Source organism: Perspicuibacillus lycopersici, from assembly GCF_025660475.1.
GTDB lineage: Bacteria > Bacillota > Bacilli > Bacillales > Caldibacillaceae > Perspicuibacillus > Perspicuibacillus lycopersici.
The window spans coordinates 171,628-188,239 of sequence record NZ_JAOUSF010000001.1 but is presented as its reverse complement, the minus strand read 5'-3'; the positions used below and the strand labels follow the sequence as shown (position 1 = coordinate 188,239).

At 34.5% G+C, this 16,612-nt stretch carries 19 protein-coding genes; all 19 read left to right on the top strand.

Features of this window, described 5'->3' with window-relative positions; translation table 11 throughout:
• Positions 1–56: 56 nt before the first annotated feature.
• The 19 genes from xerC to fliL all read left to right on the top strand — a co-directional run bounded on the left by xerC (position 57) and on the right by fliL (position 16,508).
• The gene (gene xerC, locus OEV98_RS00895; protein ID WP_263071247.1) at positions 57–953 is read left to right on the top strand and encodes a tyrosine recombinase XerC; all 897 of its coding nucleotides are present in this window, start codon (positions 57–59) and stop codon (positions 951–953) included.
• 17 nt (positions 954–970) lie between these two features.
• Complete coding sequence (gene hslV, locus OEV98_RS00890; RefSeq protein ID WP_263071246.1) at positions 971–1,513, top strand: ATP-dependent protease subunit HslV; 543 nt, start codon at positions 971–973, stop codon at positions 1,511–1,513.
• A gap of 40 nt (positions 1,514–1,553) precedes the next feature.
• The gene (hslU, locus tag OEV98_RS00885; protein ID WP_263071245.1) at positions 1,554–2,969 is read left to right on the top strand and encodes an HslU--HslV peptidase ATPase subunit; all 1,416 of its coding nucleotides are present in this window, start codon (positions 1,554–1,556) and stop codon (positions 2,967–2,969) included.
• Between the two features lie 96 nt (positions 2,970–3,065).
• Entirely contained in the window at positions 3,066–3,842 is a 777-nt protein-coding gene (gene codY / locus OEV98_RS00880) for a GTP-sensing pleiotropic transcriptional regulator CodY (protein WP_263071244.1), read from the top strand.
• Between the two features lie 596 nt (positions 3,843–4,438).
• Complete coding sequence (gene flgB, locus OEV98_RS00875) at positions 4,439–4,831, top strand: flagellar basal body rod protein FlgB (protein ID WP_263071243.1); 393 nt, start codon at positions 4,439–4,441, stop codon at positions 4,829–4,831.
• Positions 4,831–5,277 carry a flagellar basal body rod protein FlgC gene (gene flgC, locus OEV98_RS00870; protein WP_263071242.1) on the top strand — a complete coding sequence of 149 codons (447 nt, stop codon included), beginning with the start codon at positions 4,831–4,833 and terminating at the stop codon, positions 5,275–5,277. The genes flgB and flgC overlap by 1 nt, the downstream gene beginning before the upstream one ends.
• A gap of 97 nt (positions 5,278–5,374) precedes the next feature.
• On the top strand, positions 5,375–5,689 hold the full coding sequence (gene fliE, locus OEV98_RS00865) for a flagellar hook-basal body complex protein FliE (protein ID WP_263071241.1): 315 nt from the start codon (positions 5,375–5,377) through the stop codon (positions 5,687–5,689).
• Positions 5,690–5,773: 84 nt separating this feature from the next.
• Positions 5,774–7,378 carry a flagellar basal-body MS-ring/collar protein FliF gene (gene fliF / locus OEV98_RS00860; RefSeq protein WP_407676481.1) on the top strand — a complete coding sequence of 535 codons (1,605 nt, stop codon included), beginning with the start codon at positions 5,774–5,776 and terminating at the stop codon, positions 7,376–7,378.
• 10 nt (positions 7,379–7,388) lie between these two features.
• Complete coding sequence (gene fliG, locus OEV98_RS00855) at positions 7,389–8,402, top strand: flagellar motor switch protein FliG (RefSeq protein ID WP_263071239.1); 1,014 nt, start codon at positions 7,389–7,391, stop codon at positions 8,400–8,402.
• Positions 8,395–9,144, top strand: coding sequence for a flagellar assembly protein FliH (gene fliH, locus OEV98_RS00850; RefSeq protein WP_263071238.1), 750 nt, complete (start codon positions 8,395–8,397; stop codon positions 9,142–9,144). Before fliG ends, fliH begins: the two co-directional genes overlap by 8 nt.
• Positions 9,141–10,457 (top strand): flagellar protein export ATPase FliI, encoded by a 1,317-nt coding sequence (gene fliI, locus OEV98_RS00845; protein ID WP_263071237.1) that lies wholly within the window; start codon positions 9,141–9,143, stop codon positions 10,455–10,457. The genes fliH and fliI overlap by 4 nt, the downstream gene beginning before the upstream one ends.
• A 2-nt stretch (positions 10,458–10,459) precedes the next feature.
• Positions 10,460–10,900, top strand: a complete 441-nt coding sequence (gene fliJ, locus OEV98_RS00840) for a flagellar export protein FliJ (RefSeq protein ID WP_263071236.1) — start codon at positions 10,460–10,462, stop codon at positions 10,898–10,900.
• A gap of 8 nt (positions 10,901–10,908) precedes the next feature.
• The gene (locus OEV98_RS00835) at positions 10,909–11,472 is read left to right on the top strand and encodes a MotE family protein (RefSeq protein ID WP_263071235.1); all 564 of its coding nucleotides are present in this window, start codon (positions 10,909–10,911) and stop codon (positions 11,470–11,472) included.
• A 21-nt stretch (positions 11,473–11,493) separates the two neighbouring features.
• Positions 11,494–13,236 (top strand): flagellar hook-length control protein FliK, encoded by a 1,743-nt coding sequence (locus OEV98_RS00830; RefSeq protein ID WP_263071234.1) that lies wholly within the window; start codon positions 11,494–11,496, stop codon positions 13,234–13,236.
• Positions 13,237–13,245: 9 nt separating this feature from the next.
• A complete protein-coding gene (gene flgD, locus OEV98_RS00825; RefSeq protein ID WP_263071233.1) occupies positions 13,246–13,893 on the top strand; it encodes a flagellar hook assembly protein FlgD in 648 nt (215 codons plus the stop codon).
• Between the two features lie 129 nt (positions 13,894–14,022).
• Positions 14,023–14,349, top strand: coding sequence for a TIGR02530 family flagellar biosynthesis protein (locus OEV98_RS00820; RefSeq protein WP_407676480.1), 327 nt, complete (start codon positions 14,023–14,025; stop codon positions 14,347–14,349).
• A gap of 73 nt (positions 14,350–14,422) precedes the next feature.
• On the top strand, positions 14,423–15,700 hold the full coding sequence (locus OEV98_RS00815; protein ID WP_263071232.1) for a flagellar hook protein FlgE: 1,278 nt from the start codon (positions 14,423–14,425) through the stop codon (positions 15,698–15,700).
• A gap of 174 nt (positions 15,701–15,874) precedes the next feature.
• Positions 15,875–16,096, top strand: coding sequence for a flagellar FlbD family protein (locus OEV98_RS00810; protein ID WP_263071231.1), 222 nt, complete (start codon positions 15,875–15,877; stop codon positions 16,094–16,096).
• Entirely contained in the window at positions 16,089–16,508 is a 420-nt protein-coding gene (gene fliL, locus OEV98_RS00805) for a flagellar basal body-associated protein FliL (protein ID WP_263071230.1), read from the top strand. Before OEV98_RS00810 ends, fliL begins: the two co-directional genes overlap by 8 nt.
• The last annotated feature ends 104 nt before the right edge of the window (positions 16,509–16,612 follow it).

Below are 16,612 nucleotides of genomic sequence, written 5' to 3'. Positions count from 1 at the left end.
ATTGCTTTTTCAAGTGTTGTATGATACTATTTAGTAGCCATTGTGAGGTGAGTAGGATGGCGAATTTGAATATTTTGTTACAGAATTTCATTGAATATTTACAACTAGAGAAAAATTGTTCACAATATACAATTGTCAATTATGAGCATGATATTTGTGAATTTTTTATGTTCATGAATGAACAAAGTATTGATAGTTTAAACAATGTATCCTATCAGGATGCTCGTTTATATTTAACAAAACTCTATGAAAAACGATACGCTAAAAAATCGGTAGCTAGAAAAATATCGAGTTTACGGTCCTTTTTCAAGTTTTTGTTGCGTGAAACTCATGTTCAATCTAATCCTTTTAGCCAAGTATCCCTACCGAAATTAGAAAAGCGACTTCCAGAGTTTTTCTATGAAGAGGAAATGGAAATACTATTCCAATCAATTGACACTTCAACTCCTGCTGGTCTACGAGATCTTGCAATTCTTGAATTGATGTATGCAACAGGAATACGTGTAAGTGAATGTTCTGGGATAGAGCTCACTGACTTGGACGAGTATAATTCTGTCTTATTAGTTAGAGGTAAAGGAAATAAAGAACGGTATGTTCCGTTCGGTCATTTTGCTATGCAATCATTGCAAAATTACATAAATAATGGTCGAAATCAATTGATGAAAAATCAAAAACATACCTATCTTTTTGTTAATCAAAAGGGGACACCTCTAACAGCTAGAGGTATTCGATATATTTTTAATAAGTTAATCGAAAAAGCTGGTAATAGCCAGCATATTCATCCACATATGATTAGACATTCTTTTGCTACTCATTTATTAAATAATGGGGCAGACTTAAGAGCGGTACAAGAACTACTAGGGCATTCCCAATTATCTTCTACACAAGTATATACACATGTTACAAAAGAACAATTACAAAAAGTTTATCTGGCACATCATCCACGTGCCTAAATAAAAGGAGGATTTTTGTGGAACAATTTCATGCAACAACCATATTTGCTATTCACCATAATGGCAAGGGAGCAATGTCGGGCGATGGGCAAGTAACGCTAGGAAATGCGGTTGTAATGAAACATACTGCAAGAAAAGTAAGGAGACTTTTTAACGGGAAAGTACTTGCTGGATTTGCAGGATCTGTTGCCGATGCCTTTACTTTATTTGAATTGTTTGAAGCAAGACTGGAAGAATATAATGGCAATCTTCAAAGAGCATCTGTAGAATTAGCAAAGCTTTGGCGCAGTGATAAAGTATTACGAAAGCTTGAAGCCATGTTAATTGTTATGAACGAAACAGATCTATTATTAGTATCTGGTACAGGTGAAGTAATTGAACCGGATGATGGTATTTTAGCAATTGGTTCCGGTGGAAATTACGCACTGTCTGCTGGAAGAGCATTAAAACAATATGCGGGTGAACATTTATCTGCAAAGGATATTGCAAAAGCATCACTTGAAATTGCCGCTAATATTTGTGTATATACAAACGAGAATATCGTTGTAGAAGAAATATAGGTGTGAAAATTCTTCATCACTTTTCAAAGGGAGTGTTCATATGGAGCAAAAACAATTAGGGGCGGAATTAACGCCACGTCAAATTGTGGAAAAGCTTGACCAGTTTATTGTTGGTCAAACGGAAGCAAAGCGAGCTGTAGCGATTGCACTTAGAAATCGATATCGGAGAAGTTTATTATCCGATAAACTGCGCGATGAAGTAATTCCGAAAAATATCCTGATGATCGGACCAACTGGTGTTGGTAAAACAGAAATTGCACGTCGTATTGCAAAGCTTGTTCATGCTCCTTTCGTAAAAGTGGAAGCTACTAAATTTACTGAAGTGGGTTATGTCGGTCGTGATGTAGAATCCATGATCCGTGACTTGGTAGAAACTAGTGTGCGAATTGTAAAACAAGAAAAAATGGTAAGCGTGAAAGAAAAGGCATTACATAATGCTAACCGCCGACTTGTTGATTTATTAGTTCCTTCTGCTCAAAAATCTACACAATTTAAAAATCCATTTGAAATGCTGTTTGGTGGGGGAAATCAAGAAGAACAATCACCAAAAAGCGAAGCGGAAGATGTAAATCGTGCGGAAAAACGTCGCGTCATACGTGAGAAGCTTGCAAATGGTGAATTAGAGAATGAAATTGTGACAATTGAAGTGGAAGAACAAACCCCATCTATGTTTGATATGCTTCAAGGCTCAGGTATCGAACAGATGGGAATGAATATGCAAGATGCGCTTGGTAGCTTTTTACCGAAAAAACGAAAGAAACGAAAGCTTCCAGTGAAGGATGCTCGCAAAATTTTAACAAATGAAGAAGCATCTAAACTTATTGATATGGATGAAGTTACAGAACAAGCCATTTTCCGTGCCGAACAAACAGGGATTATCTTCATTGATGAAATTGACAAAATTGCTAGTAAAAGCTCAGGTGGATCTTCCGCGGATGTTTCTCGAGAAGGTGTTCAACGAGATATTTTACCAGTAGTAGAAGGTTCCACTGTAGTGACAAAATACGGTTCTGTAAATACTGATCATATTTTATTCATTGCAGCAGGGGCATTCCATATGGCAAAACCATCGGATTTAATTCCAGAATTGCAAGGACGTTTTCCTATTCGTGTAGAATTGAAGAAGTTATCTGTTGAGGACTTTATGAGTATTCTAATTGAACCAGACAATGCGATCTTAAAACAATATATTGCATTGTTAGAAACGGAAGGTATAAAAATAGAATTTTCAGACGATGCTATTCGTAGAATTGCAGAAGTTGCACATGAAGTAAATCAAAATACAGATAATATAGGGGCAAGGAGATTACATACAATTATGGAGAAACTATTGGAAGACTTATCGTTCGAGGCTCCTGAAATTACAATGGAAAAAATAACGATAACTCCACAATATGTTGAAGAAAAATTAGGTGTAATTTCGAAAAATAAAGATTTAAGTCAATTTATTTTATAAGACTGCCCATCTTTAAACTTTTGCAATGAACATAGAAACAATAAAGATAAAAACAAACAAAAAATCAAACAATGAATGAACTAGGAGGAAGTACTAATGGATTTACTTACAAGAACAAGAAAAATTAACGCTATGCTTCAAAATGCAGGGGGAAAACCTGTAAACTTTAAAGAAATGTCTGAAACATTATGTGATGTAATTGATGCGAATGTTTTCGTAGTGAGCAGAAGAGGTAAATTACTTGGATTTTCCATTACTCAACAAATTGAAAACGATCGTATGATTAAAATGCTTGAAGATCGTCAATTCCCTGAAGAATATACAAATAGCTTATTTAACGTAAAAGAAACTACTGCAAATCTTGATGTAGAAAGTGAATATACTGCCTTCCCTGTGGAAAATAGAGACTTATTCAAAACAGGACTTACTACTATTGTTCCAATCGTAGGTGGTGGTGAAAGACTAGGTACATTAATTTTATCTCGCCTAGATCAAGCATTTAATGATGATGATTTAGTATTAGCTGAATATGGTGCAACAGTTGTTGGTATGGAAATTTTACGTGAAAAATCAGAACAAATTGAAGAAGAAGCTCGTAGTAAAGCAGTTGTTCAAATGGCAATTAGTTCTCTATCTTACAGTGAATTAGAAGCAATTGAACACATTTTTGAAGAACTAAACGGAAAAGAAGGCTTACTTGTTGCTTCTAAAATTGCTGACCGTGTAGGAATTACTCGTTCTGTAATTGTAAATGCATTAAGAAAATTAGAAAGTGCTGGTGTCATTGAATCTCGCTCACTAGGAATGAAAGGAACATTCATTAAAATCCTTAACGATAAATTCTTAGTAGAACTTGAAAAAGTGAAAAACTAATAAAGCGAAAAATACAAGGTGGATTTTTCTACCTTATATAGACTGTAGACAATCTCAAAAATATTTGAGCTGCCTACAGTCTTTTTTATTGGCTCTTTTCTAAATATTGTTGTTTTTTCATGATATTGGTTTATTAATTGAAACGCTGAGCGGAGTGAAAGCGCGAAAAATTCCAAAATGAATGCCTAAAGTGTATTCAGTCTGCGGTCTTTTTATAAATAGTAAAACAGCCTGTTTATATTAGCCTGTTTTGCTATTAAATTTTTTGCAGATAGATTTGGGTGAAAAAAGGTGTAATTTATCAAATTTTAGCGCCGATACGAAAAATGGGTAAAAAGAACTAATGACTTAGAAGGAATTTCTTTGGATAATGTCGAATGTTATATTATTATGTATTTTTATATCGAAAACATGTTTTTTTATAGTAAAAAAGTTGCATAAAGACAATTGATAGGTTATGTCAGTCATAGGAAAAATCTAATGTATTCCTATTTTTTCATAGACAATACAACCTTTGAGCATTATCATTAGATTAGCATGCAAATTTTGTCGGTTATTTGGATAATTTGCAGGTTCCATTCTAAGGGGGGACAAATATGGCTTTATTTTCGAATACGATTTCCTTATTGGAAAGGTCATTAGATTATTCATCATTAAAACAACAAGTAATTTCGCAAAATATCGCGAATGCAGATACTCCAAACTATAAAGCAAAAGACGTTAACTTCAAATCTGTACTTAATAGTGAAATGGAAAAAACGTTACCAACATATATGACCAATAGTAAACATATACCATTTCAAACAAGCTCAGAATCATTTACAATTACTAAGAAAAATGTCCAATACAACAACAATGGTAATAGTGTGGATATTGATCAAGAAATGTCGGATTTGGCAGATAATCAAATCTACTATAATGCTTTAATTGAAAGACTCAATGGAAAGTTTCAGACGTTACAAACAGTAATAAAGGGAGGTAGTCAATAATGTTCTCAAATTTAAATATTACGGCATCTGCTTTAACTGCGCAGCGTTTGAGAATGGATGTAATTTCTTCCAATATGGCGAACGTCGATACGACAAGAGGAGAATATGTGGATGGCCAATGGATTCCTTACACGAGAAAATCTGTTGTTCTACAATCTAAAGAAAATAGCTTTTCTTCCTTTCTTAACAAGGCAATGGATAGTAATACATTAAATGCAGGAGGAGTCCAAGTATCGAAAATTGTCGAGGACGAAACTCCGTTTGAGATGGTGTATAATCCAGAGCATCCTGATGCAAACGAAGACGGTTATGTTCAAATGCCAAATGTTGATCCATTAAGGGAAATGGTCGATTTAATGAGTGCCACTCGTTCCTATGAAGCGAATGTTACAGTATTTAATGCTTCTAAAGGGATGTTAATGAAGGCTTTAGAAATCGGCAAATAATGAATCATACCATTTATTAGCTTAAGATATATTGATTTCGTATTTCATTTGGTATTCTCAAGCTATATTTAAATTTGGAAATATTAAGGAGAACAATATGGCAATCAATCCAATTACTTTTAATAACGCAATAGCTTCTACTAATAAAATACAAACAGTTGGAAGTAATTCTATTACACCGTCTGAAGCACAGCAAAATTTCTCGAGTTTTTTAAAAAATGCGATTGAGGATGTCAATAAAGCACAAGTAAACTCCGATGTTATGACGGAGAAACTGGCAAAAGGTGAAAATGTTGAATTACATGATGTAATGATCGCTAGCCAGAAAGCTAGTATTACGTTACAAGCTACATTAGAAGTACGTAATAAAGTTGTAGAAGCTTATCAAGAAGTAATGAGAATGCAAGTATAGTTCAATCACAATTTTTATAGTTAAATAGTTACAAAGTATACAGCCAAATCATGTGTTTCATTTTAATTAATACTGTTCGGAGCGATAGAAATGAAAGTTCAGCAATTATTACAGAAAATAAATACATCTTGGAGAGAGAAAAATAGGCGCCAAAAGGGATTATTAATTGGCTCCATACTTTTTTTTATCGTTTTCCTTATAGTGTTAGTATTTTTAACAACAAGATCGACGATGGTTCCTCTTTATAGTAATCTAACACCTTCAGAAACAGGAAGTATAAAGGAAGCGTTAGACACTCGTGGGGTTAAATCAGAAATAGTCGACGGAGGAACAACGATAAAAGTTCCAAAAGAGATGGTCGATACATTATTAGTCGAGCTTGCAGCAGAAGGTATTCCAGAATCGGGAAGTATTGATTATTCATTTTTTAGCCAAAATGCTGGATTAGGTACTACCGATAATGAATTTAATGTCATGAAATTGGATGCTATGCAAACAGAGCTTAGCAATTTAATAAAGAGTATTGATGGTATTCAAGATGCAAATGTGATGATTAACCTTCCAGAAAAGGGGATATTTGTACAAGACTCTACGGAGGAAGCTACTGCATCAATTGTATTGACTACCGAACCAGCTTATCAATTCAATGAAGGACAAATTAAGTCTTTATATACGTTAGTTTCAAAATCAATTCCAAATCTCCCTACTGATAATATCGTCATCATGAATCAAAATTTTGAGTACTTTGATTTAGAAAATGGTGAAAATTTTTCCAGTGGGTCTCAATTTGAAAGTCAATATGCGATAAAGAAAGAAGTAGAGAAGGATCTCCAGCGTCAAGTACAAAATATGCTTGGAACATTAATGGGACAAGATAAAGTACTAGTTTCCGTAACAGCAGATATTGATTTTACTCAAGAAACAAGAGAAGAAAATTTAGTGGAACCAGTAGATGAAGAAAATATGGAAGGTCTTACGATTAGTGCGCAAAGGCTGACAGAATCCTATACCGGGACAGATGCAGCAGGAGGAGTTCCAGAGGCAGAGGATGGAAATGATTCACTTGGAACATCCTATGTCGAAGGAACTGATGGAAATGGCAATTATAATAAAACGGAAGAAACAATTAATAACGAAGTAAATCGCATTCGTAAGGAAATTGTCGAAAGTCCATATAAAATTCGCGATATCGGAATACAAGTTGTTGCTGAACCACCAGATCCAGAAAACCCTAATTCAGTTTCACCGGAAATTGAAGAAGGCATCCAACAAATATTAAATACGATTATTCGTACGTCTATTGATAAGGATGAAAATGCCGAAGCTTTAACTGATGAGGAAATAAATAATAAAATTGCAGTTACCTTCCAGCCATTACTTGGAAAAGTACAAACAACAAATCCATCAACAATTATGGAAAATGGAATACCGCTTTGGGTGTATTTTGTAGGTGGAGGACTAGTAGTACTTATTTTCATTCTTCTTGCATTACTATTTAAGCGGAAGAAAAATAATCGTGAATTGGAAGAAATCGTAGTAGATGAAAAAATTGAAGAGGTTTCAGTGCCTGATTTAAATGATGAACAGGAGACAGAAGAATCTATTCGTAAGAAGCAAGTTGAGAGAATGGCGAAAGAACAGCCAGAAGAATTTGCAAAATTAATTCGCACATGGTTATCACAAGAATAGGAGGCTACGTATGTCTTTAGTAAAAAAAGAATTAACAGGTAAACAAAAAGCAGCTATCCTCCTAATTTCTCTTGGTCCAGATGCATCTGCCTCCGTATATAAGCATCTAAGTGAGGAAGAAATTGAAAGATTGACATTGGCAATTACTACCATTAAAAATGTTGACTCTGTCCAGAAAGATGAAGTATTACAGGAGTTTCATAACCTTGCAATGGCAAAAGATTACATTTCACAAGGTGGTATAAATTATGCCAAGATGATTTTGGATAAAGCTTTAGGGCCAAATGAAGCAGCAAATATTTTTAATCGCTTGACGTCATCACTTCAAGTAAGGCCATTTGACTTTGCTAGAAAAGCGGATCCAAATCAAATATTAAACTTTATTCAAAACGAACATCCGCAAACTATTGCATTAATACTATCATACTTAGATGCAGCACAAGCAGCACAGATTTTATCGAATTTACCACAAGAAATGCAAGCAGATGTTGCCAGGAGAATTGCACAAATGGATAGTACAGCTCCAGAAATCATTTCAGAGGTTGAGCAAATATTAGAGCAGAAGCTTTCATCAACTTTTGTTCATGATTACACACAAACTGGCGGTGTAGAATCGATTGTAGAAGTATTGAATGGCGTTGATCGCTCAACTGAGCGTTCCATCCTCGAATCATTAGCTATTCAAGATCCTGAACTGGCAGAGGAAATCAAAAAACGGATGTTTGTCTTCGAAGATATTGTTACATTGGATAATCGAGCAATTCAAATTGTGATTCGTGATTGTGATAATGAGGATCTCATTTTAGCAATGAAGGCAGCAAGTGAAGAAGTGAAAAATATTATTTTAAATAATATGTCTTCCCGAATGAGAGAAACGATTAAAGAAGAAATGGAAGTTATGGGACCTGTACGTCTTCGAGATGTAGAAGAAGCCCAAACGAAAATTGTTTCTATTATTCGTCGTTTAGAAGATGCCGGAGAAATTGTTATTGCTCGAGGCGGAGGAGATGACCTCATTGTCTAAAGTAATAAAACGAGATTTCACTGGAGAAGCTGCAGAGAAAATATTAATTAATATTTATCAGCCGATAAAAAAGGAAAAAGAGGATAATCTAGATACTGTTGTTTATGACCAGCATTTAATACAGGCTGAGGAAGAAGCGAAAGCAATTATCGATAAAGCTGTACAAGAAAGTGAAGCAATTCGGAACAATATAAAGAATGAGTTAGATAGTTTAGAAGAGCAAAAAAAGCTTTGGTATGAGCAAGCTACAAAGGAAGGCTATCATGAGGGCTTCCAAAAGGGGAAGGAAAAAGGATATCTCGAAACTAGTGAGAAAATACAATTTGCGAACCAAATTGTTCAAAAAGCAAAACAAGAATACAATGTATATTTAGAGAAATCGGAACAAACGATATTATCGATTGCCTTAAAAGTAGCTGAAAAAGTGGTGAATCAGACAATTGCAGAGAACAAGGAGGCATTTTTGCCAATAGTTAAAAAAGCCATTAAAGAAGCAATTGAATATAAAGAGATTCAAATCTTTATTCATCCAAATTTTTATACATTACTTGTTAATCAACAGGAAGAATTATTTGCACCGTACTTTCAGGACAAACAGATTTATATCTATCCAGATGAGGAGCTAACGGAAACTAGCTGTATTATTGAATCTGGTGGAGGAAGAATCGATGCTAGTGTTGATAGCCAATTTCAAGAGCTAAAAACGAAATTATTCGAACTTATTTTAGGTGATCATACATGAAGGCTATTGATTTGCTAAAGGAAATAAAAGAGATAGACACATATAAGCGCCTTGGACGTGTGAAACAAGTAGTTGGTATTTTAATAGAATCATTGGGGCCAGCAAGTTCGATTGGAGATATTTGTTATATTTATCCGAAAAAAAATGCAAATAAAAATCCAATTATCGGGGAAGTTGTAGGCTTTCGTGAAGATATTATCATTATTATGCCATATACAACTGTTAATGATATTGCGCCAGGATGGTTAGTAGAGAGCACACGTAATTCCTTACAAATCAAAGTTGGATCTGCTCTTATTGGGAAAGTACTTGATTCTCTTGGAAGACCATTGGATGGTTCCGCCTTACCCAATCATTTAGGGACATGGTCGACCGAAAATGAACCACCCAATCCATTGAATCGTCCACCTATTTCTGAGCCACTTGAAGTAGGTGTTCGTTCTATTGATAGTTTACTAACAATAGGTAAAGGTCAGCGTATTGGGATTTTTGCTGGTAGTGGTGTCGGTAAAAGTACTTTGCTCGGAATGATTGCAAGAAACACAGAGGCAGATTTAAATGTTATTGCACTTATTGGTGAGCGTGGCCGAGAAGTTCGAGAATTTATTGAACGGGATTTAGGGGAGGAAGGTTTGGCTCGCTCCATCGTAGTGGTAGCAACTAGTGATCAACCCGCATTAATGAGAATAAAAGGTGCCTATACAGCAACAGCTATTGCAGAATATTTCCGTAATAAGGGTCTAAATTGCTTATTGATGATGGACTCTGTAACACGGTTTGCAATGGCCCAACGGGAGGTTGGGTTGGCTGTTGGAGAGCCTCCTGCAACAAAAGGATACACACCGTCCGTTTTCTCGATGCTACCAAAGCTGCTAGAAAGAACCGGGACAAATGAGCTAGGCTCGATCACAGCCATTTATACGGTATTGGTTGACGGTGATGATTTCAATGAGCCGATAGCTGATACGGTACGGGGAATATTAGATGGTCATATCGTATTGGATCGTCAGCTTGCAAATAAAGGTCAATATCCAGCCATTAATATACTAAAAAGTATAAGCAGGGTAATGAATGCTTTAACAAACGATCAGCATCAACAAGCTGCAGAGCATTTAAGGGAATTATTAAATACGTATTTACAATCAGAGGATTTAATAAATATTGGTGCATATAAACGCGGATCATCAAAGGAAATTGATAACGCAATCCAATTTTATCCAAAAATTATTTCCTTTTTAAAACAAAGGACAAATGAAAAAATCACAATGGAAAATAGTGTACAATCACTATTACAACTAATCGCAGGTGAGTAATCTTGAAGTTCACATATAAATTCGACAAAATTTTAGCTTTACGAGAACGCGAAAAAGAAGAAGCTGTTTTTACTTATGAAGCAGCTGTTCGTAAATTCGAAGAAGTAGGGGAAAAGCTCTACCAGTTATTAAAAAAGAAAGAAGAACTAGAGCTGGATCAACAAAATAAAATAGTAGCTGGATTATCGATTCAAGAGCTGAGAATTCAACAAAATTATTTAATCAACCTGCAGAAAGAAATCCATTATTATCAACAAATGGTTAGTCGCGCGAGACAAAACATGTTATATGAGGAACAACGACTACAAGAAAGAAATATTGAAGTGAAGAAGCTGGAGAAGCTGAAGATAAAAGATTATGAAAAATATCTTCAATTGGAAAACCAAGAAGAAGGTAAAGTGATGGATGAATTGGCAATGCAATCAGTGGCAAGGAGGAACTAGATGTCACGATGGACAACGAAGCGAAAGAGACGGTTGAAAATAAACTAGGTATTTTTCAGTGGATATTATTTGCTGGAATTATCCCGCTTATGATAGGAATCACACTTTTCTTATTGGTCTTGGAAATTTCTGGTTACAATGTCGTCGAACATGCTAAAAAGCTACCAATTGTCGCAAGCTTCTATTCTAAGGAAGAAGAAAAATCACCTGAAGCAAAGTTAGAAAAAGAGCTAAAAGAAACGAAGGCAAAATTGGAAGATTCAAAGGCGAATGAAAAAAAGAAGACAGCGGAATTAGAGGCAAAGGACAAAGAACTTCAAGCAGCCTTGCAGGATAATAAAAAATTAACAGAGGAACTACAGCAAATAAAAGACTCCAACGCGATAAATGATGCATTATTGAAAACATATGAAATGATGACACCAGATAGAGCAGCAGAAATTTTAATAGAAATTGATCAAGAAACTGCAGTAAAAATTTTAAGCAATTTAAAAGAAGCAACGCTTGTTGAAATATTAGAGAATATGCCGGTAAATAAGGCGGCAGTATTTACTGCAAAATTAGCAAAATAGCACTTGAAAGGAGGTGAAAAAGTGAATATATCGTCCCTATTAAATTTTTCAACAGTAGGAAATGTCAATCAACCTTCTGTAGAATATGAAAAAGAAGTAGATGAGAAATTCAAACAATTATTTTTGTTTCTTTCTAATAATGGTGAAAATACGTTAGCAACTGGATCCTCTTCATCGATACAACAAAATCAGCTGTTTCCACCAAATGAAAGTAAGAAAGAAAGTAATTTCAAACAAATAGCTGCTACTAATGAATCGGAAAATGAAATTGGTGATTCAGAGCAAGCAACGCTCTCCCGTACAGTGACTAGTGAAGAGCTACTAACAATCTTTAATAAGATTAAAACTAAAATGAAAGAAAAGTTGTCCAGCATTGAAGGGGCTCCACTATTAGACGGTAATCTTAAAAATCCGAATCAGCTTGAAGACACTATTAATGACGTAACAGAGCTAGCATTTGAAAATAGTGCTTTAGAGATGCAAGAATCTATTCCATTGGTGTCCAATATTCCTTATGATTCGCTTAGTAAAGAAAAACAACCGTTTATTGCCAATCCATTAGCGACAATGAATAATAGTGATTCCTTCATGCAAATGGACGTAGAGGCATTGGAGCAAGTTCCTAAATCGGAACTATTAACGAACAAAACGAATATCGGACAATTAGCATCCGCAGGAAAACAAGACAGAAATATAATCCAACTAGAAAGTGATGATTTACTTATTTCAGAGGTCGATCAATTGATTGCAATTCTTGAACAACTGCAAGCTGCTAGTAAACATATTTCATCGACAAACCCGACTCAACTTGTTAATGAAAGTACACATAATGTGCAACTTTTATTTAATCAACTGCAAGACATTGTAAATGAACTCAATCAGCTGTTAAAAATCCCATCAGGGAGTAATATTACAACCATTCCTACCTTAAGTAATATACGTAATGGTAAATGGAGTACGGATATTCTGAAGGATAATGACCAATTGTCAGGTGCAATCAATACACTTAAAGTGCTTCGTTCCAATTTGCAAATGACATCTAACTTACATACAACATTTGTGAATTTGACAGAGTCAGAGGGGATAGCAAAGCCGTTATTTCCTTTTCAATTTCAAAAGATAATGCTACCGATTCGAGCGGCTAATGAACAATTAAGCCAGCTGACGGAGAAGCAAAGTAATGTAGTTTCACCGATAAAAGAACAAATAAGTGGAGTTATTGCAGAATCGATGGATGATCCAGTACAAATGGATACTGCAAATATAGAGAACCAAGAAAATGTCATACTAAATCCAATAAATAATCTAGATACTTTGAAGCTATTGGATGATTCCGGAAAGCCTTTGACATTTGAACGATTCGTTAAAGATTTTGAAGCAGTACTAGCAAAAGGTAACTTTACCAATACAGGTAATGTCCAGAAGCTAACAATTAATTTAAATCCGGAAAATTTAGGACAACTGAAAATCGAATTAGTACAACAACAAAATGAAATCGTTGCGAAAATTATTACTTCCTCACATCATGCAAAGGAATTAATGGAATCGCAAGTTCAAGCTTTAAAACAAGCATTTGTTAATCAAAATATTAATGTTGTCCGAATTGATTTAGAGAATCCTACTACATCGAATGACAACCGAAATCAACAACATCAACAGGATGAACAACAATATCGGGATGCACAGGAAGAAGATAATCAGCAACAAGAACAAGATCCGCTTGCAATATCTTTTCAAGAAGCATTAGTAAACTATGAAATTTAGGTGATAACTTTGACTAACACCATTGATTCTAATTTATTTATATCGTCTTTGCAAAATAAGTCGAAAACCGAATCGTCCAATACATTAGGACAGGATGCATTTTTAAAATTGTTAATTACTCAATTGCAATATCAGGACCCATTGAACCCGATGGAAGATACCCAATTTATTTCTCAAATGGCTACCTTTACCTCATTAGAACAAATGATGGGAATAAAGGATTCGCTTGATTCGGTTGTATCATTACAAAAAGAAAATCAGCTTGTAGCATATAATCAGTTTGTCGGAAAAGAAGTAACATGGCATCAAATGGAAAATAGTGGTGATGAAGATATTCTTGTTAAAGAAGGAACAGGGAAGATTGTTTCCATTAAATTTGGCGAATCAGGACCATTGTTTTATTTAGAAGATGGAACAGAATTAAAGCCAGAAAATATTTCTTTCCTCAATGAAGAAACAAATGATTCATCAATCGTTCAAGCTAGCAATTTAATAGGCAAAAGTGTGAGTTGGGAAAATACGGAAGGAATAATGGAAACGGCTATCGTGACATCTGTTATTCAAAAAAATGGTCAAATTACGTATCAATTAAACGATTCGAACAATACAAAATTAACAGCAGAGCAAATTGTCCGTGTGGAATCTATAGAAGCATAAGGTTGTATTTCAAAGAAGTACTTGTAAATAGAAAAAAATATGAAAAGGCTAATTTTATAAAGGAATGGTTTTGTGAATATTCATAAATCATATATTCCTCCGATTGGAATTCAAAAAACAAATAGGGCTATGAATCGGCAGGATAAAAACGTAGAAACAGCCTCTTTTGCTACTCATTTACAGGATGCATTAACAGATTCTTGTTTAACGATTAGCAAGCACGCCAAATCACGATTAGATGACCGAAATATTGAAATTAGTTCGACTGAATGGAAGGAAATCAGTGAAAGGGTTTCCGAGGCTAAAAAGATGGGTGTCAATGAATCACTTGTTTTAGTCAATGATGCGGCATTAATCGTTAGTGCAAAAAACCAAACCGTTATAACTGCAATGAATCGGAAAGAGGCAGCATCACAAATATTTACTAATATTAATGGCACCATTATTATGGATTAATTAGCTGGACCTTACAGGGGAGCTATTGACTGCTGACTGACAGATGCAGTCCTAAACGAAAGGAAGGAAAACGATGTTAAGATCAATGTATTCAGGAATTAGTGGGATGAAGAATTTCCAAACAAAACTAGATGTAATTGGTAATAATATTGCGAACGTAAATACGGCAGGTTTCAAAAAAAGCCGTGTGACTTTTCAAGATGCAATGAATCAAACAATCTCGAACGCTGTTGCTTCAGAAGGTGATTTAGGCGGATTAAATGCAAAGCAAGTAGGATTAGGAGCAAATATTGCAGCGATTGATATCATTAATTCGGAATCAAGTGTACAAACTACAGGTAGAGCACTTGACTTAGCTATTAATGGAGATGGCTACTTTATTTTAAAAAATGGCGATCAAACCTTCTATTCAAGAGCTGGTAATTTATATATTGATGGAAATGGTAGTCTAGTAAATGCTGAGGGTTATAAAGTCCAAGCATTTGATACAGAAGGAAATTTAGCGGATATTAATATTAATGTGAATTCTGTAATGCCATATGTCCCTACAAAAAACATAACCATACCTGGGAATTTATCTAGTGTTGCCGGAACAAACTTTGTTTATTCCCAACAATTTGAGGTTGTGAATGAGGAAGGAACGACAGACCAAATCAATATGTATTTCAAAAAATCTAGCGATGATACATGGGATGTATATACGAATAATCCGGAAACTGCAGACCAAGATCCTATTATGTCGTTAACATTTGATGAAAAAGGAAATGTTGCAAGCTATCAAAATAGTACAATAACAACAACACAAAATGAGGATGGAGAAAATGTTTTCGAAATCACATTAAATGCTGCTGACCCAATTGAAGAAGGGGAAACGCCTGAATTTGACCAAGATATTATTGTAGATGGACAAGTTGTGAATTTCCATTTAAATCTTAACAATTTAAAAAGTACTGTTGGTACAACTGATGCTTATGTAGTTACAGATGGTAACTTAGAAGGTCGTTTAGACAGTTTTTATATTGGCTCACATGGGGAAGTTAATGAAGTATATTCTAATGGACAAGTTTTACAAGTTGGTACACTTGGTATAGCAACCTTTAGTAATTCAGCAGGTTTATCTAGTGCTGGAGGTACTCTTTTCCAAGAAACGGTAAACTCAGGAGCTGCAAATGTTAATGTTGCAGGTGTTGGTCGTGGAATTATTGCAACTGAACAGCTAGAAATGTCCAATGTAGATTTATCAGAGGAATTTACTGATATGATTATTGCACAAAGAGGTTTCCAAGCAAACACGAAGATTATCACCACTTCGGATGAAATTCTACAAGAATTAGTAAACTTAAAAAGGTAATATTAACTAGTTTACTATTTTCTATTAATATAAGATATTAGAGATAGTAGTATGAAAATCTTTGGGGAGAGTTTGTTTGCCCCAAAGATTTTCAATCCATAGATCTTCTATACACTTGTTTTACACATTTGCATGTATAAGGGGGAACAAGGCGTTTATTGGCCTTGGAACAAATTGATTAAATTAACGAAATTAAATGGAAAAACATTTTATATTAACGCCATTTATATTGAATCAGTAGAATCTTTTCCAGATACAACGATAATTTTAACCAATGGGAAAAAGTATGTAGTAAAGGAAGAGGAAAAAGCTGTAATTGAGTTAACAAAATCGTTTTATAGAGATGTACAAATCATTAGTAATCCTGGCCTAAAGGAGGATGATTTAAATGAATAAACGTATTCAAATTATGATTATTTCTACACTTGTCCTCCTTTTAATCGGTGCTGGTGTTTATATTTATATACTTAATGCGAAAACACAGGAAGAAAAAGAACCGACACTTGATGAATTACTAGAAGCATCGGTTGATATTCCAGAAATTACAACAAATCTATTAACAGATGATTTTATTCGGATTAGTTTTAAATTACAATCTGATAGTGAAGATGCAAAAGTAGAAGTAGAAAAACGTATGTTTCAAATAAATAATATGATTATTAAGCAGTTATCTGGAATGAAAGCGGAAGATTTATCTGGCACTGATGGAAAGCTTAAATTAGAAGAAGAACTGAAGAATCAATTTAATTCGATTTTAAAGGATGGGAAAATTTTGCAAGTATATATAACTTCTATTATCATTCAATAATCAATAATTGATCTTTAGCAAATTGATGCTGATAGCACTAGGATTCGTTATGAACTTTATAAAATACTAGTCATTCTTTTTAGTAGTTCATAGGTTCTCCATCC

Bases quoted from the DNA above. Each gene is read 5' to 3' on its own strand.
- OEV98_RS00815 (WP_263071232.1), top strand. From the start codon at position 14,423: ATGTTAAGATCAATGTATTCAGGAATTAGTGGGATGAAGAATTTCCAA.
- fliG (WP_263071239.1), top strand. From the start codon at position 7,389: ATGTCTTTAGTAAAAAAAGAATTAACAGGTAAACAAAAAGCAGCTATC.
- xerC (WP_263071247.1), top strand. From the start codon at position 57: ATGGCGAATTTGAATATTTTGTTACAGAATTTCATTGAATATTTACAA.
- fliE (WP_263071241.1), top strand. From the start codon at position 5,375: ATGGCAATCAATCCAATTACTTTTAATAACGCAATAGCTTCTACTAAT.
- flgC (WP_263071242.1), top strand. From the start codon at position 4,831: ATGTTCTCAAATTTAAATATTACGGCATCTGCTTTAACTGCGCAGCGT.
- fliL (WP_263071230.1), top strand. From the start codon at position 16,089: ATGAATAAACGTATTCAAATTATGATTATTTCTACACTTGTCCTCCTT.
- codY (WP_263071244.1), top strand. From the start codon at position 3,066: ATGGATTTACTTACAAGAACAAGAAAAATTAACGCTATGCTTCAAAAT.
- OEV98_RS00820 (WP_407676480.1), top strand. From the start codon at position 14,023: ATGAATCGGCAGGATAAAAACGTAGAAACAGCCTCTTTTGCTACTCAT.
- OEV98_RS00835 (WP_263071235.1), top strand. From the start codon at position 10,909: ATGGACAACGAAGCGAAAGAGACGGTTGAAAATAAACTAGGTATTTTT.
- fliI (WP_263071237.1), top strand. From the start codon at position 9,141: ATGAAGGCTATTGATTTGCTAAAGGAAATAAAAGAGATAGACACATAT.
- flgB (WP_263071243.1), top strand. From the start codon at position 4,439: ATGGCTTTATTTTCGAATACGATTTCCTTATTGGAAAGGTCATTAGAT.
- hslU (WP_263071245.1), top strand. From the start codon at position 1,554: ATGGAGCAAAAACAATTAGGGGCGGAATTAACGCCACGTCAAATTGTG.